At 48.2% G+C, this 23,109-nt stretch carries 20 protein-coding genes; 15 read left to right on the forward strand and 5 right to left on the reverse strand.

Going from position 1 to position 23,109, the window contains the following annotated elements; all coding sequences use genetic code 11:
• Positions 1-7: 7 nt before the first annotated feature.
• Positions 8-493: a low molecular weight protein-tyrosine-phosphatase gene (locus A372_RS0126200; RefSeq protein WP_019423892.1), complete on the forward strand. Its 486-nt coding sequence runs from the start codon at positions 8-10 to the stop codon at positions 491-493.
• Positions 494-615: 122 nt separating this feature from the next.
• Here the strand turns inward: A372_RS0126200 and A372_RS0126205 are convergent, their stop codons facing one another.
• The gene (locus tag A372_RS0126205) at positions 616-1,344 is read right to left on the reverse strand and encodes an alpha/beta hydrolase (protein ID WP_019423893.1); all 729 of its coding nucleotides are present in this window, start codon (positions 1,342-1,344) and stop codon (positions 616-618) included.
• A gap of 327 nt (positions 1,345-1,671) precedes the next feature.
• On the opposite strand from A372_RS0126205, the gene pdhA reads away from it, so the two are divergent.
• From pdhA to A372_RS0126240, 7 genes are all read left to right on the forward strand, one after another.
• Positions 1,672-2,739: a pyruvate dehydrogenase (acetyl-transferring) E1 component subunit alpha gene (gene pdhA / locus A372_RS0126210; RefSeq protein WP_019423894.1), complete on the forward strand. Its 1,068-nt coding sequence runs from the start codon at positions 1,672-1,674 to the stop codon at positions 2,737-2,739.
• Positions 2,740-2,870: 131 nt separating this feature from the next.
• Positions 2,871-3,848 (forward strand): alpha-ketoacid dehydrogenase subunit beta, encoded by a 978-nt coding sequence (locus A372_RS0126215; protein WP_019423895.1) that lies wholly within the window; start codon positions 2,871-2,873, stop codon positions 3,846-3,848.
• A 34-nt stretch (positions 3,849-3,882) separates the two neighbouring features.
• On the forward strand, positions 3,883-5,154 hold the full coding sequence (locus A372_RS0126220; protein WP_019423896.1) for a dihydrolipoamide acetyltransferase family protein: 1,272 nt from the start codon (positions 3,883-3,885) through the stop codon (positions 5,152-5,154).
• 5 nt (positions 5,155-5,159) lie between these two features.
• Positions 5,160-6,578: a dihydrolipoyl dehydrogenase gene (lpdA, locus tag A372_RS0126225; protein ID WP_019423897.1), complete on the forward strand. Its 1,419-nt coding sequence runs from the start codon at positions 5,160-5,162 to the stop codon at positions 6,576-6,578.
• A 275-nt stretch (positions 6,579-6,853) separates the two neighbouring features.
• Complete coding sequence (thyA, locus tag A372_RS0126230) at positions 6,854-7,648, forward strand: thymidylate synthase (RefSeq protein ID WP_019423898.1); 795 nt, start codon at positions 6,854-6,856, stop codon at positions 7,646-7,648.
• A 47-nt stretch (positions 7,649-7,695) separates the two neighbouring features.
• Positions 7,696-8,181 carry a dihydrofolate reductase gene (locus A372_RS0126235; protein WP_026011303.1) on the forward strand — a complete coding sequence of 162 codons (486 nt, stop codon included), beginning with the start codon at positions 7,696-7,698 and terminating at the stop codon, positions 8,179-8,181.
• A gap of 172 nt (positions 8,182-8,353) precedes the next feature.
• Positions 8,354-9,841, forward strand: coding sequence for a glutamate synthase subunit beta (locus tag A372_RS0126240; RefSeq protein ID WP_019423900.1), 1,488 nt, complete (start codon positions 8,354-8,356; stop codon positions 9,839-9,841).
• Positions 9,842-9,989: 148 nt separating this feature from the next.
• On the opposite strand, the gene A372_RS0126245 is transcribed toward A372_RS0126240, so the two are convergent.
• Both A372_RS0126245 and A372_RS0126250 read right to left on the reverse strand, forming a co-directional pair.
• Positions 9,990-11,081, reverse strand: a complete 1,092-nt coding sequence (locus A372_RS0126245) for a glycosyltransferase family 4 protein (protein WP_233698397.1) — start codon at positions 11,079-11,081, stop codon at positions 9,990-9,992.
• Between the two features lie 453 nt (positions 11,082-11,534).
• On the reverse strand, positions 11,535-11,960 hold the full coding sequence (locus A372_RS0126250; RefSeq protein WP_019423902.1) for a hypothetical protein: 426 nt from the start codon (positions 11,958-11,960) through the stop codon (positions 11,535-11,537).
• A 298-nt stretch (positions 11,961-12,258) separates the two neighbouring features.
• Here A372_RS0126250 and A372_RS0126255 point away from each other — a divergent pair, with 298 nt between their 5' ends.
• On the forward strand, positions 12,259-14,598 hold the full coding sequence (locus A372_RS0126255; RefSeq protein ID WP_019423903.1) for a type IA DNA topoisomerase: 2,340 nt from the start codon (positions 12,259-12,261) through the stop codon (positions 14,596-14,598).
• A 31-nt stretch (positions 14,599-14,629) separates the two neighbouring features.
• Here A372_RS0126255 and A372_RS0126260 read toward each other — a convergent pair whose 3' ends face one another.
• Entirely contained in the window at positions 14,630-15,391 is a 762-nt protein-coding gene (locus A372_RS0126260) for an HAD family hydrolase (RefSeq protein WP_019423904.1), read from the reverse strand.
• Between the two features lie 81 nt (positions 15,392-15,472).
• A complete protein-coding gene (locus A372_RS0126265) occupies positions 15,473-16,387 on the reverse strand; it encodes an ArsR/SmtB family transcription factor (RefSeq protein ID WP_019423905.1) in 915 nt (304 codons plus the stop codon).
• A gap of 173 nt (positions 16,388-16,560) precedes the next feature.
• On the opposite strand from A372_RS0126265, the gene A372_RS0126270 reads away from it, so the two are divergent.
• The 6 genes from A372_RS0126270 (at position 16,561) to A372_RS0126295 (ending at position 22,967) form a co-directional block, all read left to right on the forward strand.
• A complete protein-coding gene (locus A372_RS0126270; RefSeq protein ID WP_019423906.1) occupies positions 16,561-17,742 on the forward strand; it encodes an MFS transporter in 1,182 nt (393 codons plus the stop codon).
• A gap of 161 nt (positions 17,743-17,903) precedes the next feature.
• The gene (locus A372_RS0126275) at positions 17,904-18,632 is read left to right on the forward strand and encodes a phosphonate ABC transporter ATP-binding protein (RefSeq protein ID WP_019423907.1); all 729 of its coding nucleotides are present in this window, start codon (positions 17,904-17,906) and stop codon (positions 18,630-18,632) included.
• A 122-nt stretch (positions 18,633-18,754) separates the two neighbouring features.
• Positions 18,755-19,363: a DUF3298 and DUF4163 domain-containing protein gene (locus tag A372_RS0126280; protein WP_019423908.1), complete on the forward strand. Its 609-nt coding sequence runs from the start codon at positions 18,755-18,757 to the stop codon at positions 19,361-19,363.
• A 156-nt stretch (positions 19,364-19,519) separates the two neighbouring features.
• Entirely contained in the window at positions 19,520-20,821 is a 1,302-nt protein-coding gene (locus A372_RS0126285) for a hypothetical protein (RefSeq protein ID WP_237728613.1), read from the forward strand.
• Positions 20,822-20,838: 17 nt separating this feature from the next.
• Positions 20,839-21,537 carry a response regulator transcription factor gene (locus tag A372_RS0126290; RefSeq protein ID WP_019423910.1) on the forward strand — a complete coding sequence of 233 codons (699 nt, stop codon included), beginning with the start codon at positions 20,839-20,841 and terminating at the stop codon, positions 21,535-21,537.
• Entirely contained in the window at positions 21,534-22,967 is a 1,434-nt protein-coding gene (locus A372_RS0126295) for a sensor histidine kinase (protein ID WP_019423911.1), read from the forward strand. Before A372_RS0126290 ends, A372_RS0126295 begins: the two co-directional genes overlap by 4 nt.
• Positions 22,968-23,109 lie beyond the last annotated feature (142 nt).

Consider the following 23,109-nt stretch of genomic DNA (forward strand, 5'->3'; position numbering starts at 1 on the left):
ATGAAGGATGGTACAAGTGTTGTTCGTCTGTCTAGGAAACATATGCCGTTCACCTATGGCTGAAGCGGTATTACGACAAAAGATTAAAGACAAGGGGTTGTCTGAACAGCTCGTAGTGGACTCTGCTGGAACCGGAGATTGGCACATCGGGAAACCGCCGCATGAAGGAACCCGCGGTATATTAGATAATCAAGGAATCTCCTATAGCGGAATGAAGGCAAGACAACTCCATCCGGATGATTTTCAACAATTCACCTATATCGTGTGCATGGATCGCAGTAACGAAAGCAATGTTATGAACTGGGAAGGGGCGTCGAGCAAGACATCGACTGTGATCAGATTCATGTCATTGCTTCCGGAAGAGAGCGCAGAAGATGTTCCGGATCCGTATCATACAGGAAATTTCGATGAGGTTTATCGCTTGGTATCTTCGGGTTGCTCCACGCTGCTTGAGCGGATTGTACAAGAACAACATTTGCTGACCACAATGTAGAGGAATGTAATGGTGCAGCAGTGACATACGTCCTTGTATGCCGCTGCTGCATTTGTTTCAATTGGTATGGAACAATGCTATATGTTTCCATAAGTAGTGCAAGGCAGATACATATAACTTAATTAATCTAGGAAAAAGCGGAGCGCATCAGGCACATGCTTCTGCCAGAATCCCCATAAGTGCTGGCCTTCATGTTCTGCATACTGAATGTGGGCGCCGCGTGCTTCCAGTACTTGTTTCGCATTGCGGTTCAATTCAACGAAGTTGTAGGTGCCAGTGTCGGTCGTGAACGCCGTTTCTTGTAAACCAACAATCATGAACAGATGAAGCCATGACAAATCTTTCTCAAGCGTCATCAGTTCAAGTGAAGATGGATAGTAGGCGCCAGATAACGAGATGACTTGACGGAACCGCTCGGGATACATCAGCGCCAGATGCAACGAAACGGTCCCTCCTAGCGAATCTCCGGCTAAGATGACTTCAGTCCAATCCGTGCGGACGGGATAGAGCTGCTCGATGGCTGGCACAATTTCTTCAGCAAAAGCACGCGTATAGGATTCAAATCGCACCCCGTCCGGAGAATACTCGGATGTGCGCAGTTTTTTGTCGACTTCGACGCCGACGATAATGAACGGCTCCATGTCATCTTCGATAATGAGCTTGTTGGCATGGGTTGCAATGCGGCCGAAGTTAAAAAAATCTTCGCCGTCTTGACAGTACACGACAGGATAGCTGAGCACCTCTTGATATCCGGGTGGTAAATAGACGCGAACACGGCGACTCCCGCCTAAATGGTTGCTCGGAATGTCGTGTTTGACAATAGTACGTTTTAAAATAGAAGAATCCGACATTAGTTACACCGCCTCATGCAAAATTTAGTCCATGTTGGACAATAATATCTTTGTTAGGTTCATTGTCGTGAACACGGATGAAAGCAGAAATGTGGAAAGTGAGTGCTTTCTACCATATATAATGTGCATCAAAATGTTCACTGCATGTGCACAAGTTCACAATTTTGTAACAGCCTGTTATAGTAGGTTTTGAGTGCTGTTATAACAACAATTAAACAGAATGTTCACTTTTTCCGCGTTTTCTTTTGACCAAACGATTAAAACAGGTGTATAATGATTCTATAACAGCGAAACAAAATCTTCAAACTTTTATTGAGGTGAGAAAACATGAGCAAGTTCCCATTCGAAGTTCAGACGGAAGATATTCAACCGTTGTCCGTCTTGTCTCCAGAAGGAGAAATTGTTAACCCGGATATGATGCCGGAGTTGACGGACGAGCAACTTAAAGAAATTATGTACCGCATGGTATTTACACGCACCTGGGACGATCGTGCGATCAACTTGGGCCGCCAAGGCCGTCTCGGTTTCTACGCACCGGTATCCGGTCAAGAAGCTTCTATGGTCGGCAGCGTGTATCCACTGCAGAAAGAAGACTTTGTTGTTCCGGCATATCGCGATATGCCGCAGATTGTATGGCACGGACTTCCGCTTTATCAAGCATTCTTGTATTCCCGTGGTCATCAACACGGCGGTCAAATTCCAGAAGGCGTCAACGTATTGATGCCGCAAATCATCATCGGTGCGCAAATCCTGCACGCGATGGGTATTGCTATGGGCTTCAAATTGAAAAAACAAGCGCAAGTCGCAATCACTTATACGGGTGACGGCGGTTCTTCAGAAGGTGACTTCTATGAAGGCTTGAACTTCGCAGGCGCATTTAACCTGCCTGTCATCTTCTTCGTTCAGAACAACGGATATGCCATTACGACTCCGTTCACGAAGCAAACAGCAGCGAAATCGATCGCACATAAATCCGTTGCGGCTGGTATCCACGGCATGCAAGTCGACGGAATGGACGTGCTCGCGGTCATTAAAGCAGTTCAAATTGCGGCAGAACGCGGACGTAAAGGCGAAGGCGCAACATTGATCGAATCCTTAACTTACCGTTTCCGTCCACACTCCATGGCGGATGATACTACGAAGTACCGTACAAAAGACGAAGAAGCGGAATGGGCGATTAAAGACCCGATCGTTCGCTTGGGTAAATACTTAGAGAAAAAAGGTCTGTGGACCGAAGAAGATACAGCACGTGTGAAAGACGAAGCGAAAGCAAAAGTAAACGCTGAAATCAAACGTGCCGAACAAACGGAAAAAATGACAGTTGCAGGTCTTATCGATAGCATGTACGAAACGACACCGCAGCATTTGGAAGAGCAAAAAGCTGACTTCCAATAAGAACGATTAATATAGCCGGTCCTAAGATGATGTGACCCGGCAACTTATATATAGAACGAACCATCGTTAGCTGACGAGGTTGTTCTGATTCCATTCTGGCTCTGCGATAACGGTAAGGAGGAAACAAAGCAATGGCACAAATGAATATGAAAGAAGCGATTCGCGACGCAATGCGCGTGGAATTGAAACGAGACCCTAACGTAGTTGTATTTGGGGAAGACGTTGGCCATGTCGGCGGTGTATTCCGTGCAACAGAAGGCTTGCAAAAAGAATTCGGGGACGAGCGCGTATTCGATACGCCACTGGCAGAATCCGCAATCGGCGGTATGGCAGTTGGTCTGGGCGTTACAGGTTTCCGCCCTGTAGCTGAAATCCAATTCGTCGGTTTTATCTACGAAGCGCTTGACCAAATGTGCGTGCAAGCAGCGCGCCTGCGTTACCGTTCCGGTGGACGCTACAATGCGCCAATCGTATTCCGTACACCATTTGGTGGCGGTGTTAAAGCAGCGGAATTGCATACAGATTCCCTGGAAGGTTTGATGATTCAAACTCCGGGTATTAAAGTAGTAATTCCTTCGAATCCTTATGATGCAAAAGGTTTGCTCATTTCTGCAATTCGGGACAACGATCCAGTATTCTTCATGGAGCACTTGAACCTATATCATGCATTCCGTGATGAAGTGCCTGAAGATGATTATACGGTAGAGCTTGGCAAAGCTAATGTCGTCCGTGAAGGGAAAGACGTTACAATCTTGGCATACGGCTTGATGGTTCATACAGCAATGAAAGCAGCTGCTGAACTTGAAAAAGAAGGCGTGCAAGCAGAAGTCATCGACCTTCGCACATTGATGCCGCTCGATATCGACACGATCGTAGAGTCTGTCAAAAAGACAAACCGCGTCATTGTCGTGCAAGAAGCTCAAAAAACTTCCGGTGTGGCTGCAGAAGTGATTGCGCAAATCAACGAGAAAGCAATTCTGCACCTCGAAGCTCCTGTACTGCGTATCGCTGGTCCGGACACTGTGTATCCATTTGCACAGATTGAAGATCAGTGGTTGCCGAATCCAGCACGCATCATTGCGGGCGTCAACAAGGTATTGAACTTCTAAGAAGGAACCGAACAGAGAGAAGGAGGTTATTTTTGTGGCTAAATTTGAGTATCGCTTCCCTGAACTAGGGGAAGGGCTGCATGAAGGCGAAATTATTAAAATGCATATTAAACCGGGGGATAAGGTGACTGATGATGATATCATCATGGAAGTCCAGAACGACAAAGCTGTCGTTGAAGTTCCTTGTCCGGTAAATGGTACGGTATTGGAAGTGCTTGCAAAAGATGGACAAGTGTGCCATATGGGTGAAGTCGTAGCAGTTATCGACGCAGAAGGCGATATCCCTGAGCAAGCAATGCCAGAAGAAGAAGCGAAGGAAGAAGCGGCTCCAGCACAAGGCGGCGCAGCGGAAGCTCCTAAAGCAGAAGGTACGGCAGCAGCACCGAATCATGATGTATTGGCTACACCAAGCGTGCGCAAGCTTGCTCGCGACTTGGGCGTAAATATCGGTGAAGTTTCTGCAACTGGCAAGAACGGCAAGATTACACGCGAAGACGTTGAAGCATTTGCCAACGGCGGTGCTCCAGTGGCTAAGGAAGAAGCAGCAGCACCGAAAGCGGCTGAAGCGAAATCCGCTCCTGCGGCTGCAGCAGCAAGCCGTGACGCTGATGAAGAGCGTGTACCATTCAAAGGTATCCGTAAAGCTATTTCCAACGCCATGGTTAAATCGGCATATACAGCTCCACACGTAACGATTATGGACGAAGTTGAAGTGGCAGACCTCGTTGCATTCCGTACGCGTCTGAAACCGATGATGGAGAAAAAAGGAACTAAAGTAACCTACTTGCCGTTCATCGTGAAAGCACTCGTGGCAGCATGCCGTCAGTTCCCAGCGATGAATGCGATGATTGACGAAGCAGCTCAAGAGATCGTGTACAAAAAATACTACAACATCGGTATCGCAACAGACACAGACAATGGTCTTATCGTACCGGTTATTAAAGACGCCGATCGCCGCAGCATCTGGATGATTGCGAACGACATTAAGGATTTGGCGACTCGCGGTCGCGATGGCAAGCTCGGCCCGAACGAATTGAAAGGCAGTACCATCACGATTACGAACATCGGTTCCGCGGGCGGTATGTTCTTTACACCAATCATCAACTACCCTGAAGTTGCAATTTTGGGTACAGGACGTATCTCCGAGAAAGCAGTTGTGAAGAACGGCGAAATCGTAGTGGCGCCAGTAATGGCATTGTCCCTTAGCTTCGACCACCGTCTCATCGATGGCGCAACAGCACAAAACTTTATGAACTACATCAAGCAATTGCTCGCTAACCCTGAGCTGCTTGTGATGGAGGTGTAACCAGAATGGTAGTAGGAGACGCATCTTTGAATATTGACACTTTGGTTATTGGAGCGGGCCCTGGTGGTTACGTGGCAGCGATTCGCGCTGCCCAGCTCGGCCAAAGCGTGCTTATCGTGGATAAATCCGAACTCGGCGGTGTGTGCTTGAACCGTGGTTGTATTCCTTCCAAAGCGCTCATTAGCGCTGCACATCAATACGAAGTTACGCAGCATGCTTCCGAAATCGGGATTACAGCTGAGAACGTGAAGGTGGACTTCACAAAAGTCCAACAGTTCAAAGGCGGCGTTGTGAAAAAGTTGACCGGCGGCGTTGGCGCACTGTTGAAAGCAAACAAAGTGCAAGTATTCAACGGTGAATGCATGTTCATCAACGAGAACGAAGCTCGCGTGTTCAACGATCAAGAAGCACCGCGCTACATGTTCAAGAACTGCATCATTGCAACAGGTTCCCGTCCAATCGAACTGAAAGCTTTCCCATTCGGCAGCCGCATTCTGTCTTCAACAGAGGCGTTGGAACTGCAAGAAGTGCCTAAATCGATGATCGTTATCGGCGGCGGTTATATCGGTGCAGAGCTGGGTCAAATGTACTCCAAGTTCGGTACAAAAGTTACAGTTATCGAGGGTGCTGACATGGTATTGCCAGGCTTCGATAAAGATATGACACAGCTTGTGTCGAAGAGCATGAAAAAATCGAACGTTGAAATCTTCACGGGCGCGAAAGCAGAAAGTGCAACGCAAACGGATAAAGACGTTACGGTGAAATTCACAGTTAAAGGCGAAACGAAAGAAGTTACAGCGGAATACTTGCTCGTAACTGTCGGTCGTCGTCCAAATACGGACGGTGAACTTGGACTTGACATGATCGGTCTGAAAATGACGGATCGCGGTCTTGTCGAAGTTGACCATCAAGGACGCACTAGCATTCCGCACATCTTCGCAATTGGCGATATCGTTGCAGGTCCTGCTCTTGCACACAAAGCTTCTTACGAAGGTAAAGTGGCAGCTGAAGCGATTGCGGGCATGCCGAGCGTCATTGACTACAAGTGCATTCCTGCGGTCTGCTTCACGGATCCAGAATGCGCAAGCGTCGGTCTGTCCGAATCCGAAGCGAAGGAAAAAGGCCACAAAGTCAAAGCTGGTAAATTCCCTTACGCTGGTAACGGACGCGCCTTGTCCCTTGGCGGCAGCGTTGACGGCTTCGTGAAAATCGTATCCGATGCGGATACAGGCGTCGTGCTTGGTTCGCAAATCGTAGGTCCTGAAGCATCTAACTTGATTGCGGAAATGGGCTTGGCAGTTGAAATGGCTGCAACGGTTGAAGACTTGGCGTTGACCATTCACGCTCACCCAACATTGGGTGAAATCGTGATGGAGGCTGCTGAGGTTGTTCTTGGCCATCCAATTCACACAGTAGGTAAGTAATTCCTCCTCTCTCTGAGGGTTCTGTTACATTCTGTTACGGTTCGATATATTGATATGATCTGCCCCTGCAGCATCGTGCTGCAGGGGATTTTTTTGTGAATGAAAGCGTGAAATGAGCTTGGATTGCATCGCTTTGCTCCACTCTCCCCGTGATTCAGGAACATGAGGACAGAAGCTTTATTTCTCTCGTATGACCCCGCGACAAAATCGTGATTTTTTACCGCAGCAATGTTAAACTTAGATGAATCAGAAAGATAGAGAACGGAGTGGATGAAATGAAGGCATATTTGGATTTATTGCAAGACGTCCTGGAACACGGAGTAAAAAAAGAAGACCGCACAGGAACCGGAACGGTCTCGGTTTTTGGCCGTCAGCTCCGTTTTAATCTGAACGAAGGCTTCCCGCTGGTGACAACGAAGCGTCTGCATCTGAAATCAATTGTTCATGAACTGCTGTGGTTTATCAGCGGTGACACGAACATCAGCTATTTAAAAGAGAACGGCGTTCGCATCTGGGATGAATGGGCGGATGAGAATGGCGATTTGGGACCAGTGTACGGTTCGCAATGGCGGAAGTGGGAGACGGCGGATGGCCGCGTCATTGACCAGATTGCGAATGTGATCACACAAATCAAGACCAATCCAGATTCCCGGCGCCTGCTTGTCTCGGCCTGGAATGTCGGGGAAATCGACAATATGAAGCTGCCGCCTTGTCACTATGCGTTCCAATTCTATGTCGCTGATGGAAAATTAAGCTGCATGCTCAATATGCGTTCGGTCGATTGCTTCTTAGGACTTCCGTTCAATATTGCGAGCTATGCGCTGTTGACGTATATGGTGGCACAGCAATGCGACCTGGAGGTAGGGGAATTCATATGGTCCGGCGGAGATGTGCACATTTACTCCAATCATCTGGAGCAGGTGAACACGCAGCTGCAGCGCGAACCGTTCCCGCTGCCGAAGCTTATCATTAAGCGTAAGCCGGAATCGATTTTTGATTACAAATACGAAGACTTTGAATTTGCAGATTATGAGCATCATCCGACAATCAAAGCGCCGGTAGCGGTATAAGCGGGACTGCAGGTTGAACGATGAAGCGAGAGGAAGAGTTAATTACGATGTCAATTACGATGATCTGGGCAATGGACGAACAACGGCTCATTGGGAAAGATAACGAAATGCCGTGGCATATTCCGAACGATATGGCTTATTTTCGCAAGATGACGCGGGGCAAGACCGTCGTGATGGGTAGAAAAACATTTGATTCGTTAAGCGGAGCGCTTCCGAATCGACGGAATATTGTCGTCACGTGCAATCAGGCATGGAAGCCCCAGGACGCGGAAACCGTCCACGATATTCATGATGTGCTGCCGCTCGCTGAGCAGGATGAACTCATGATTATTGGGGGTGCGCAAATATACAAGCAGTTCATGCCCTATGCGGATAAGCTGCTCATTACACGTATCGACGAGACATTTGACGGGGACGCTTACTTTCCTGAATATGATGAGACGGAGTGGAAGTGTGTGGGTGAGGAACAGGGAACTGTAGATGATAAAAATAAGTATCGCCACCGTTTTTTGACGTATGTCCGTAATCGTTGAAGAAGTGTGTTGTGTGCTGAAGTGCAAATGATTTGCTCATCACTCCATTGGATTATCCTAACGATTTAGGTACGATAATGTGAAAAAACATGTCGAAGAGTGCAATACGCAGCCTAATATATTGTTGGATGAACGTGCAACGCTATACGGACAGACGGATGGAGGAGAAAGCATGTCAACACCTACTGGATTTATGGAATATCGTCGTCAAATTCCGGCTGACCGCGATCCGATGGAACGGTTACAGGACTGGGAAGAATTCCACAAACATATGAATGAAGAGGAGCTGCGCACGCAAGGCGCCCGTTGTATGGATTGCGGCACGCCGTATTGCCATACCGGCATTGAAATGTCAGGGGGCACTTCGGGATGTCCAGTCAACAACTTAATTCCGGAATGGAACAGTCTCGTGTTTCGTGGATTGTGGCAAGAAGCATTGGAACGTCTCCATAAGACGAATAATTTTCCGGAATTTACAGGACGGGTCTGTCCAGCACCATGCGAAGGCTCCTGCACGGTCGGACTTATAGGCCAGCCTGTTACGATCAAGACGATCGAAGAAGCGATTATCGAACATGGCTTCGAAGAAGGCTGGGTAAAGCCTGAGCCTCCTGTAATGAGAACCGGTAAGCGTGTCGCCGTAGTCGGTTCCGGGCCAGCTGGCTTGGCATGTGCGGCACAGCTTAATAAAGCCGGTCACCTCGTCACCGTCTACGAACGTGCCGATCGGATCGGCGGGCTGCTCACATACGGTATCCCGACGATGAAGCTGGATAAAGGCATCGTTGAGCGTAGGGTACAGCTTCTGGAAGCGGAGGGAGTTACCTTCATTACGAATACGGAAATCGGTACCGATATTCCTGGCGCGAAGCTGACAACTGATTATGATGCGGTTGTATTGTGCGTAGGAGCTACGAAGCCGCGTGAATTCGCTATAGAAGGCAGTACGTTGCAAGGCATTCATTACGCGATGGATTATTTGAACGGAACGATTAAGAGCTACTTGGATTCCGGACTGGAAGATAACCAATATATTACGGCCGCGGGCAAGGATGTCATTGTCATCGGCGGCGGAGATACGGGAACAGACTGTGTGGCGACCGCGCTGCGCCATGGCTGCCGCAGTATTACGCAATTCGGTACCCATGCGAAAGCGCCACAAGAACGCGACCCCATCGCGAATCCGTGGCCGCAGTTCCCGAATGTGTATACGCTCGATTATGCGCACGAGGAAGCGAAGGCGCTATACGGTCAGGACCCGCGTGAGTTCTCTATCATGACGACGAAGTTCGTCGGGGATGAGGAAGGGCGTGTGAAAGAGCTTCACACGGTACAAATCGAACGTATAGTGGATGACACTGGCCGCAAAATATATAAGCCGATACCCGGAACGGAACGTGTATTCCCGGCTCAGCTTGTGCTCATCGCAATCGGCTTTGATGGGCCGGAGAAGACGCTTGTTGAACAGCTCAGTCTCGAGACGGACCGCCGTTCGAATGTGAAGGCGGCTTATGGCAAGTATGCGACGAACGTGGAGCGTGTGTTCGCCGCCGGCGATATGCGCCGTGGACAGAGCTTGGTCGTCTGGGCCATTAATGAAGGCCGTGAAGCGGCGCGCGAGGTTGATCATTATCTAATGGGCTCTACCTTGCTGCCTTAGATGGAGCTTGTTAAGAAACCCAAAATGAAGTGAAAAGGAAACAAGAATGGTGGGAGTATCCGCTTCCGTCGCTGTTGATTCCAGATCATTATTGGAATGTGACGATGCGGGGATGATCGGAAGCTGCGCGCCCATGAAGCGCGGCTTCTTATTTTTTTGCCCCTAAATCCTGCAGCATGGCGATAAACTGACTGCAATATTGTTCAATGGAAAAATGGGCTTTGACATGCTTCTGGGCATTGTCAACAATAGTGTGGCGCAAGGAATCATTGCGCATCAGCTGCAGTGCAAAGTAGACAGCTTCTTGGATATTGCCGAGCGTGTAATATATTCCGGTGACATGTGGAAGGACAGAGCTGCGGACGCCGCTCGAGTCCGTCGTTAACACCGGACAGCGGCAGCTCATCGCTTCAAGCACCGCAAAAGGTCCGCCCTCTGATTTGGAGGTGCAGCAATACATGCCTCCAGAGTCGCCAATCATCGAGAAATAATCTGGCATTTGTCGATTAGGCACATTCGATTGAAGCACCAAATGCTGATTCAGTTGGAGAGTATGGACCATCTGTTCGAACTGCACTCTTTCTTCGGGTGAAGCCAAGTTGGCATCTTCAAACATCCATAATTGAATCTTCGGATTATGTTGAAGCAAATGATGTCCTATAATTAGAAATTCACGCCAATTTTTATTGTCACGTTCCTCGAGTCTGCCGATCCATGCGATGATTGGGAACGGTTTTTTCGGTAATGACCGATATGTGAATGCCTTCGTATCCAGGCAATTGTTGAACTCATATTTACGCATATGGGGAAAGAGAGTTGAAAATATGTCGGAAATATAAGGCGTCTTCGGGTTTAGGAGCGCATTGGCATGGGGAAGAAGATGTGGCGCTGCCTTGGTTAATTCTTTGTGGGCAGCTCCCATTTCTCCGTATCCTTGCACTTCAAAAATAATAAGTCCTTCATATCCGAACTCTCGCAATTTTTGGACAAACTCATAGGCAGATACGACGATGATGGCCGCGTAGCTTCCTTGGGCGACAATATGCTGTATTTTTTGATCTTCATTCGTAAAAAAAGTAGGGGTGTCATTATAATTTTGCATACCCGCACCGTGCATGAAATAAAGGCAATGGCATTCGATGCCGCGTTTTTTCAACGCTTGACAGCGCAGTCGGTTCAACGTTTCCATGCCACCGCTAGGAACAAAAAAAACGAACAATATTTTCATTGCCTTCCTCATGCCCCCCTGATTTCATCGTCATCGGCGTATTATATGTGCATCAGTATAAATGAGCCTGTGTTCCTGCACATTTCATAAGCGATAGGTAAAAAATAGATTTCTATCCGTTACTGCCGACGAACGTCTGTCATACATATATCCTACATAACAGCTATACAGGGTCACACGCCGAACACAAAGTCTGCATATCGGTATCTGGCATTATCATTCAGGCATTAATCGGCATCTGTTTGTTGTTATTAAGCTTTTGTACTGCCGAAGTGTCATTCTATTGCTAGCCTATGTAATAAAATGGCGCGAAGCAGGGGAAGTACGAAGACCGTACTGCTCCAACGATCAGCGTACCATAGACAAGAAACCAGGGATAAGAATACAAAGAGTATTTTTAAATAAACGAACAGCGGTTTGTGACACATCTGCGCCACAAACCGCTTTACATGATAGATGAGAAGATTAGGCGATGACTTTGCCTGTAATGTTGACCGGACCAGTTACTGTAATCGATCCGTGTTTCGGATTTTCATTCAAAGCGAATAATTGATAAACGCGTTCTCCTACAGGTACATTTGTCAGTACCGCTTGAAAGGTGGAAAGATTATTGGAAGAACAGTTTGCTCTCTCTTCGCTGTCGGTTGCGTCTTGTCTTATGCTGGCAACCAATACGCCATTTTGTAAAATTCTGAGCTGAAGGGTAGGCTGTTCGTTTTTTCGGCTATCCGCCGTCCAGCCCACACTGGATATAAGCTCGATAAAGTTCGTCGGTGGGGCAACGAAGAGCCCAAACTCCAACAATAAGGTAGGTGTATCCGTAAGTCTAACATCGGAGGAATCAGCCAAGTTGCTTAAGAGGGATCTATTGTAATTAATTAATGTCGGCATTAGCTTATCGCCTTCTTTCTTTGAAATTTATTATACAATATGCATTTCAGACCATTTTCGCTCATACAAACATCTATTTTTGTTCCGATTTCATAAAATTAAGCGAAAGTACAAACGAAACCAAATCATTAGCCATCAAGGAGGGTAAGCGGCCTAATCGCATCGCCGCGGGATAATTAAGAACTATTTTATTGCATTCCTTTGTCTCCTATTTCATAATGAAAGGATAGGAATCGCCGCAAGAAGCTGCGTTGGTCATACGCGGCTTCTTCTGTTGTCAGAAAGAAGAGGTGAGGGGATGAAGACGCTAGTCGTGGCGGAAAAGCCCGATATGGGGCGCACCATCGCTTCCGTCATTGAACCGAGAGGACGCAAGCACCGTACGCACATCGAAGGGGACAATTATATTGTTACGTGGGCCATCGGCCATTTGCTTGGTCTTGCGGAGCCGCAAGTGTATGACCCGAAATATAAGCGGTGGTCATTTCACGATCTCCCGATATTGCCGTCTGCATTCAAAATCGTTGCGGAGCGGCGCACGAAAGATCAATTGAAGCAGATCGGGGATCTTGCGAAGCAGTGTCATACCATTATTAACGCTTGTGATGCCGGGCGGGAAGGTCAGTATATTTTTGCGCTCATCGAGCAGCATTTCAGATGGAAGCATCCGGTGAAGCGGCTCTGGATTTCCGACTTGACCGCGGAGACGATACGCCGCGGCTTTCAAGAGCTGAAAGGCGCTGAAGAGTATGAGCGGCTGACGGCGGCGGCCAGGGCGCGCAGTGAAGCGGATTGGATTATTGGGATGAATGCATCCCGCGCATTTACGACGAAGCATAAGGCTCTCTTGTCTGTCGGACGGGTACAGACGCCCGTCTTGGCACTGATATATGACCGTGAACAAGAAATTGCGGCGTTCAAGCCGGAATCGTATTACGATATTACGGCCCAATTTCAGCAAGGAGAGGTGACGTATAAAGGGACGAGGCAAGGAGACCGCATTCAAGACGAACAGACCGCATCTGAAATCGTCGAGCGGGTGGATGGGAAAGAGGGGCGTATTGCCGACTTTACGATTAAGGAAGGTAAGGAATATCCCTATAAGCTCTATGATCTGACGCTGCTGCAGAGAGATGCGAATGCGCGCTTTGGTTTTTCGGCCAAGAAGACGTTGGACATCGCGCAAGCGCTGTATGAGAAGCACAAGGTGATAACTTATCCGCGTACCAACTCTAATTATGTGACGGAGCAAAATATTGGAAGCATGCATCAAGCAGTGAATATGCTGAAGCAGATGCCTGATTATGCCGCTTGGGCGAACATGGCCGATCCGAAGCGCGTTCATCGCGGCAATCGCAGCGTATGCAACCCGAGCAAGGTAGAGGATCACCACGCGATCCTGCCGACGACGAAACGCCCGGGTTCGCTCGCGCCTGACGAAGCCAAAGTGTACGATTTGATCGTCCGGCGGCTGCTGGCTCATTTTTTCCCCCTCGCGGAGTACACGCTGTACACCGTCCTGACGGAGGTGGAGCGGGAGACGTTTAAGACAACCTTGAAGCAATGGCGCATTCGCGGCTGGAAGGTGCTGTATGATTCAGACAACGACGCCGCGGCGAAGCGTGCCGGGAAACGTGCCAAGAAGAAGGAAGAAGCGGAAGATGGCGAGACATCCGGCGCAGCTGACGAGGTGATTGAGCTGGATGAGAATGCCGTGTTCCAAGTAAAGAAGGACCAGACGGCGTTGTGCATTCACGCGGAGTGGAAGGCGAAATCGACCCAGCCGCCGAAGTCGTACACGGAAGGAACACTGCTGAAGGCAATGGAGAGTGCCGGGAAGCAGCTCGATAATGAAGAGCTCCGGGAAGCGATGAAGGACGGGGGGCTAGGCACGCCTGCGACGCGTGCGGCCACGATAGAGCGCTTGAAGCAGGTCGGATATATTACGATGACTGGCAAGCGTTTGACGCTGACGGCGAAGGGGAAGACGGCCGTGGAGCTCATCCGTGGAGCTGGCGTTCACCTATTGACGTCACCCGAAATGACGGGACAGTGGGAGCGGAGACTGACGCAGATCGCCCGCGGGGAAGCGTCGGAGACTGTGTTTATGGATGCTGTTCGCAAATTTACGGTGCATGTCATTCAATGCGTCGGTAAGCAAGCGCCTGTCGCCGCACACATTTTGGCCGAAATTCAGCCCGACCGGACGAGCAAGGGCCGAGGCAAGAACGGAGGTCAACGTACAGGGAACGGACAAGCATCTGTATCGAAGCAAGATGCAGGCAGCTTGGGCAGTGCGAGAGCAGGACGTGCATCAAGCGACGGAGCGAACTCGGACTCAAGCTCTAGCGCATCCATGGCCTCATTCGGCACTTGTCCGCGTGAAGGGTGTGGAGGGACGGTGATTTCCGGACGCAAAGGCTTCGGATGTTCCAATTACAAGCAAGGGTGCAAATTCGTCGTCTGGAAGAAAAACCTCGCCGTCGGCAAGACGATCTCGGAAACGATGATTCGGGAGCTGCTGGAAAAAGGGACAACCAAACGACTAAGCTTCAAACAAGGCAGTGAGTCCGTAAAAGGCAGGTTGGTCTGGGCTAATCGTTCCACCGGCGAGCTGCGGCTTGAAATCGAGGAATAACAACTTCAATATAAAAGCAGGACAATCCATGTTATGATGGATTGTCCTGCTTCTCTGACAGCCACTGCTGAATAACATAAGGGACGTCTATCAACCGTTCAACGGTGTAGAAGGCTCCCTGTGGCGCTGTATCGATGTCTACGACATTATATGACCATTCATTCGGCTGCTTTAAGTAGACGGCGTTCAAGCCAGACAGCAGTGCGGGGATGACATCCGTTCGCACCGAGTTGCCGATCATCCACGTACTTGCGGGATGAAAGTCGTGTTCATTTACAATGTCTGCAAGCGCATCTGACGTCTTATGCTGGCGGATAAAGATGCGGTCGCCGAAGTAAGTCGAGAGCTTCATCTGATCAATTTTGCGCTGCTGAATGATAGGTTCGCCGCCGGTATACAAGAACAGCTTATGCCCTTCATCACGCAAGCAATCGAGTGTCTCCACCATGCCGGGATAGGGTTCAATCTCCATCTCGTATACACTCATGCCTAATTTCCAAAGCAAATCGGTTTCGCTCGTGGACGGTTTGCGTCCGGTCAAATGACAAAAATGATGATATGTCTGAATGAAGGAACGCGGGAAATGTTCACTTTGGAAGCCGTTGTGCTGCACGCAGGCAATATCGAATTGAGCTTGCACCGATTTGAATTCCCGTGAGCCGATGCGCCAAGATTTAAACCAAGTCGACATCGTATCCATAAATTGTTGAATGACCACATCAAAATATTTGTTGCAATGAACGAGGGTATCGTCCAGATCGAACAATAACGTCTGTTTTGCTCGTGACGTCATTACAGCCACCTCCTTACGCCTGATGGACAAGACAGGCGCGAGAGGACCTAGCGGTTACGCTTATGCTGTCTGTCTTTCATGTCATGATTGAACATAGTCTTCCAAAAATGCGGACAAGTCCGCAAGCCCTTCTTGACGGAGAGATATTCGTTCTACTTTGCCATTCCAATAGGTGCGTATGTATCCGGCTGAGCGCAGAACGGCCAAATGGTGCTTGACGGTTCCCGTCGTAAGCGACAGATGCTCTTGAATGTCCGCGAACGTACGCGGTTCTTGGCCGACAAAACGCAATAGCCTCAGCCGATGGTCATCTGCCAAAGCGCGAGTCATGCGGCGCAAGCTGTATGGCGGGAGGAGATCGGATGGTTCTGGCTCATCTACCGCATACAGTATTAATATTTTGCCTTGAAACGTACAGGTTTGATTCATCGGGCGATAATGCCACATTGGTGCGAGAATAACCTCGGATACTTCGCCATTGTCAGGGATGACGACACCATTCGTCGCGACTTCAATGAGCTCGGACGGAGATATTTTGCTCATCAACCGTGCCTTTTCCTCTACATCATGCTGAAGAATCGGTTCCCATTCTGCAATGGAGCGGCTTATGTATTGCTCATACCAGAACTTGAGCGCCGGCACGTAAATCAACTGTGCGCGTTCTTGGTTGAAAGAATGTGATTTTAAACCGTAGTGCTGTTTGAGCTGCGTCCAGTCTTCAACAGTCGCATGTTCCAACTGTGAGATGTAGTCGAGTATATCATCATGGCCCTTGCGTTCAAGCGCCATGGCATACAACAGGTCGAAATCGCTTAACGTATATTTGCGAATTTTCTCGGTGTGGGTGTTCCATTCGGAAGGAAGCTGCTGCTCGATTTGGCGAATCCATTCCGTTCCGTTCTCCACATTCCGAATCCATTTGCGATGTGCAAACAGCATGAAGCTTCCAATGAGTTCATATACCGAGGAACAGTCGATGCGAACATGATAGGTCATGCTTTACGGAGCCCCCTTGAATGTCGATACGCTATATATTCATTATGAATTGTTTTGCATAGGATTGTCTACTATAATGTTGAAATGTTGGGGAGATGCGGACATGGGCGGGTAGAAACGCTCTTTTTAAATAGAAGCTCTCAGCGGAATACTAGAATTGGGGAGGTAGAAATATGACTGCTTGGCGGAAAACAACAAGTTCCCCCACTTGGCAATTTGTCATTCTTATTATTGTTGTCACATTTACCGGATTGAGTCAAGGGCTGCTATTGCCCCTGCTCACCATCTTCCTTGAGCGGATGGGCGTGCCGTCCGACTTGAATGCTTTGAATGCAACGGCACTATATATCGGCGTATTTGCCATGATGTTCTTGGTGGAACGGATATTGATCAAGGTTGGCTTCAAACGTATGATTTTGGGTGGTTTAATAGTGGTTACAGCAGCACTGGCGCTCTTTCCGATCATGCAAAATATTTGGGTATGGTTCGTGCTGCGGCTTGTGGTCGGCATTGGCGACAGCGCGCTTCATTATGCTACACAGTTATGGGCAGTCTCTGTTAGTCCGGCGCACCGGAGGGGACGGAACATCTCTTTGTACGGGATGGCTTATGGCGTTGGGTTCAGCTTCGGTCCATTAGGAATCAATTTGCTGAAAATTAGTGATGCGGCACCGTTTATCGTCATCGTGCTCATGTTCGTCATCGTCATGGGAATCGTCTTCTTCAAGCTGCCGGATCAACGCGCGGAAATGATGCAGGATGGTTCAAGACCGGAGAAGCGTTATGCTCGTTCGTATCAATGGGCTTGGTTTGCGCTATTGCCGGCCTTCCTATATGGGTATATGGAAGCGTCCATGAACAGCAACTTCCCTGTATATGCTTTGCGACTCGGATTAGAGCAAGAGTGGATTTCGTACCTGCTGCCGTTCTTCGGCATTGGCGGACTCATTCTCCAGCTGCCGCTCGGAATTTTGAGTGACCGTATCGATCGTAAAAAAGTACTGATGACCTGCGGGATTTTAGGCGGTCTCGGCTTCTTGTTCATTCCACTCTTCGGCACGAACATATGGGGCATATTAATTATGTTCATGCTTGTGGGAGGTCTAGTCGGCTCATTTTTCTCGCTTGGTCTCGCATACGCAGCAGACATATTGCCCAAAGCTTATTTGCCTTCGGCGAACGTGATCGCATCTATTCACTTCAGTCTAGGGAGCATCATTGGTCCGAATCTGGCAGGACTCGGCATCCAGCACATCTCTATCGGAAGCATGTTCTATTTATTAGGAATATGGTATATCGGATTTTCGTTGCTGGGCTTTATCTTCAAGCGTGCGACAAAAACGCTTGCAAGTTAGGTGCTAACTTACTTACACTAGAATATAAGCATTAATGAATGAAGTGAAGCAGATACGTCGGAGATGAATATGACTTCTGTATTTGTGCTTGTTCAAAAATATCACTTTTGGACAACCTCTATTGGGATTGCCGTTATCGGGATGGAGAGGAGCTAGTAACGATGATTAAAGTGGAACGACTTGTAAAGCGGTATCCTCCGGCGGAACCGGTTCTGAATAAACTGAGCTTTGAAATTCAACCCGGCGAGTTCATCGGGATCGTGGGCCCGAGCGGGAGCGGAAAGTCGACGCTGTTGAAGTGTCTAGCGCTGCGTGAAAGCTGGACAAGCGGAAAATTGATCGTGGACGGGGCCGATATGATTGCCCAGCAATGGAATGGAAAGCGCAAGGTGTGGCGCGAGTTTGCTTATTTGGAGCAGAATCCAGTGTTGGCTGCCAATCGCAAGGCGCTCAAAAATGTGCTTATCGGCCGCTTCCACCAAACGCCGCTGTGGCGCATGGCTACAGGCATGATTCGTTCCGACGATTATATGGGGGCTATGGATACGCTGGAAATGCTCGGTCTGCTCGATAAAGCCCATAAGAAGACGGGGGATTTGAGTGGAGGAGAGAAGCAGCGGGTCGCTATCGCTCGTGCGCTCGTGCACGGTGCGAATGTGCTGCTTGCCGATGAACCGGTATTAGGTCTCGATCCGAAATCTGCCGATTCAGTGCTGGAGACGTTCCAGGGACTGTGCTTCAGGCAGCGCAAGACCGTCATTGCCGTATTCCACCAAGTGGAGCTGGCTGAAAAATATGCAACCCGCATATGGGGACTGAAACAAGGCCAAATCGTAGTGGATGTGAAAGGCCGGCGCTTGCTTCAGTCGGAGAAAGCTCTTATCTTATAAAGAAATATGGGCATTTGTCACGCCATCTCTTTCTTGCGCATATGCTAGTGCAGACCACGGAGCTTCATCCGTTACGTTCTGTGTCAGCATACAATATGTTACTTGAGGGAGATGGCTGATTCATGCTGCATCCGTTACCGGCGCAAATCGAGCCGTATGTCATCCGCAAGCCGCGATTGGAAGTGTATGTGCCTCAGGTTAGCAGCAGTTCACATCCCGAAGCCGCAGCGAAAATGAATCGAGCCATTCGAGATCAGGCTGTGAAATTAATACAAATGACTGGCTATGAAGAATCACAAGATACTGAAGTAACCGGTACCTACGAAATCAAGCTAAATGAACGTGGGCTTATCAGTCTTGTATTAATTGTGTATGGCTATACGAAGGGTGCCGCGCATGGGATGACCTATCAACGCGGTCTGACGTTCCAGACGGACTCGGGCCAGCTTATTACGCTCGCACAATTGTTCGAACCTGGGGTTCCATATGTCGCGGAGCTATCCAAGCATGTTGCCGCACAAATCAAACAGCGTCAAATACCGACATTCGAACCGTTCAAGTCAATTGATAAAAATCAGGATTTTTATATGACGGATAAGGCGCTTGTCCTGTTTTTCGGCTTGTATGATCTAGCCCCTTATGTATACGGATTTCAGTATTTTCCAATTTCGATATACGATCTGAATGATATCAAAGCCAAGAATGGGGTAATCGATGCGTTGTGGTATTAAATAACGTTGGTTTGTCACGGGATTGTCACCTTTTGGTGGCGCTTTTTTTTTATAATAGATAGGTATTTGGTTCACTCGATAGGGATAGGGGTGTCGAATACTCACCCCGTTCAAGGATACAATGAAATCAAGTTAACTATGAAATGAGGGATGAGGTTGAGAACTAAGCGGCTCATACACAGCGCGTCACTTCTTCTCATTCTGCTGAGCGTGATGCTCAGCGGCTGCCAGTGGATTCAAGATCCTAAATCATTGATGAGCGTTCCAAGGCTCCCTACTGAGAAGGCTAACCTAAAAAGCATGATCGCTTCGCAGCTGCCCGAAGGAGCGATACTTATACGCCCGACCAGCTCGGACGACGCGAGCGCGATCCGGGTCACGGATCTGAATAACGACGGTCTTGCGGATACGGCGGTCGTTTTTTATGAGACCCCGGAAAAGGAAGTCCGCATACATGGGATGGTTTTTCACAGGGACGGGGATTCATGGAGAATGGTCGTTGATTTTGACGGGGAGGGCATCAAGCTCGACTCTGTTGAACTTATCGATATTACGAACGATTCCCGGTTGGATCTGGTGGTCGGATATGGAAGCAACGACACGGACTTGAACAAAGGTCTTGTCATATATACGTTCACGCAGGACGGAATCAACAAACTGTTTGAGCAGCCTTACTCGCAATTTGTTATTGATGATCTTGATCAGAACGGAAAAAACCAGCTGTTTATCGTGAACAATCGCCGCGGTCAGTCCCCGGTTCTTACCGCATTTGATTATCAGAATGGGAAGATGGTCAAGCTTAATGAGCTGGCTATGGATAAAGAAGTAAACATGTATATTAATATGGTGTCCGGCTTCATTAGTAAAGATCACAAAGGAATCGTGATGGATGCATCGGCAGGTGCCAACTATTGGTTGACGAATGTTGTCGTGTTGAATAAGGACAAGGTGCTGGAGCAAGTGCTGAGTGATGACATGACCTTGAAGCCGTATTTTACCACGAGTGCTGACATTAATGGCGACGGGATTATAGAAATCGCTATGCCGGAGACACCGTCAGGTTGGGATCGTCTGTACGAATCCTATGAAATTCCTTATTTTACGAACTACTTTCAGTGGGATGGAAGCAATGGCTTGAAGTTGGTTGACAAGCAGTACCGAGATTATCTGGATCGTTTCTATCTGACGTTCCCGAAATCATGGTATGGTCGCGTTACGGTAGATACGAAATCGAAAAAGGATGAGATTCTTATCTTCGTCGACCAGAATACGAATGAAAAACTAGCCGAGATCCGTTTTTTCACTCCTGTAATGTGGGATTTAAACAAAGAGAAATGGAAGTACTTAAGTTCTTTTGGTGATAAAATAATCGGAATCATCAGTAAAGAACCGCTTAAACTGAACAAAGGCCTACCTAAGATTCCGGAATTAAACAATAATGAAAGCAACAGTAAATAGATAAGGAGACGGAAACGATGACGAAAATACTAATCCTCGAAGACGAAGAATCCATCCGCAGCTTTATTGTCATCAATTTGAAGCGCAATGGCTTTGATGTCGTGGAAGCCGACAATGGCAACGATGCATTCCAAATGATAATGAATGATCCGACCATCGATATTGCGTTGCTTGATGTCATGGTGCCAGGCATCGACGGGTTTGAAGTGTGCCGCCGCGTCAGGGAGCATAATGAACGATTGGGCATTATTTTCTTGACGGCGAAGGTTCAGGAGCAGGATAAGGTCTATGCCCTTTCCGTTGGTGCGGACGATCATGTAAGCAAGCCGTTCAGTCCGACAGAGCTTGTCGCGCGGATTCAGTCTTTACTGCGCAGGGTGAATTCGTACCAGCAGTCGGCACAGAAGGTAGTATATCATTCGGGTCCGTTTACGTTAGATCTGATAGCCAAACGGTTCTCGAAATTGAACGAAGCTATTGATTTAACACCGACAGAGTTCTCCTTAGTGCAGTTCTTCATGGAAAAAGAGGACATGACGTTAAGCCGTGACGTATTGTTGGATCATGTGTGGGGAAAAGATTACATGGGTGATCCCAAAATCGTTGACGTTAACATCCGCCGTTTGCGGCAGAAAATAGAAGATGAGCCATCTGCGCCGAAGTATATGGAAACCGTATGGGGACACGGGTATAAATGGAAAGGAACTTCTTCATGATAAAACCCGGCATACGCCGTTCGGTCGTACTGCATTATTTCATCGTTGTATTTTTGACGATGCTTATTTTAGAAGCCATTTTTTTAATTTCCGTACGGACGTACTATTATGAGTCGGTATCGAATCATCTGACGTATCATTCGGCCGTAACTACCTCGTATTATCAACGTTATTTGAGTCTAGGTTCGAACGAAGACGATCAAGGGTGGCTTACCGAGCTATTGAAGCTATTTAAACTAGATAACGCCGAAGTTCAAATCTTGAATCGCAGCGGGAAGGTTCTGGTCACTTCGAACGAGTTCAAAGTGGACACACCAGTCACCACTTCCGATGTCATAAGCGCGCTAAACGGGAATATCAATCAATGGACCGGGAAGCAGCCGGGTACCGGCGAAGCCGTCATGGCAGTATCGGCTCCGCTTCTAGTGCGTGGCGACATTGTCTACGTGCTTCGGCTGGTGACCTCGTTAGAATTGGTGAATGACCGAATTAACGGCATAGTGCTCTTGTCCATCATTGTCTCAATTGCGGTCCTTATCGTCGTGCTCGTCATCAGCTTGGGATTGGCGAATTCTATCGTGAAGCCAGTCAACGAGATTACGGCCGCATCCGCACAGATGGCTCGAGGGCAGTTCGACATTCGAATTAAAGAAGGCTATAAGTATGAACTGGGTGAGCTCGCGAAGACGCTTAATTTTATGGCGCACGAAATTGTGCGGAGCAACCAGCTTAAGAATGACTTTATATCTTCCATATCTCACGAACTGAGGACACCATTAACGGGAATTAAAGGCTGGAGCGAGACGCTGCTTTCCGGACAATACGATGAAGCAGAGACGAAGCTAGGTATGAACGTCATCTCGAAGGAGACGGATCGCCTGATCGGCCTTGTCGAAGACCTGCTCGATTTCTCCAAGCTGCAGCAGAACAAGCTGCAGTTCCACTGGCATCCGGTATCGTTGGCCAATGTCATTGAAGATACGATGCTGCAAGTGAAGAAGAAGGCGGAACAAAAACAGATTTCGCTCGAAGAGCGAGTCCGCGGGACCGAGATTCCGTTGAATGCCGATACCAATCGATTAAAACAAGTATTTCTGAATCTCATCGACAATGCCATCAAGTTCTCTCCAAAAGAATCGGTTATTACGGTGCACACGACATGGGATGAAGAGAAGGCAGTCGTGCGAATTGTCGACCAAGGCATCGGGATTAGCCATGAGCATCTGGCGAAAGTGATGGATAAATTTTACCAAGTAAATCCGAGTCATGGCGGAACCGGGTTAGGCTTGGCCATTACGTTCGAATTGGTGAAAGCCCATGGCGGTGAAATGACAATCGAGAGTGAACTGGATGTCGGCACGACGGTCATCGTAACGCTCCCAGTGCGTATGATGCCGGAACTACAGATCGTGGATGAGGAAAAAAGTTAGAAAATATGACTTTTGTATGTTCACTTTCATGCAAAAGTCTTTTTTTGTGAAATTTAAGGTAAATTTTCGTATCTTCAATCGACAAAACATACTATAATGAGATCAATATTGCGACAAGATGTCGCAATTATTCGATTCTTGT

It is taken from the genome of Paenibacillus sp. OSY-SE (assembly GCF_000283315.1).
Classification (GTDB): domain Bacteria; phylum Bacillota; class Bacilli; order Paenibacillales; family Paenibacillaceae; genus Paenibacillus_B; species Paenibacillus_B profundus.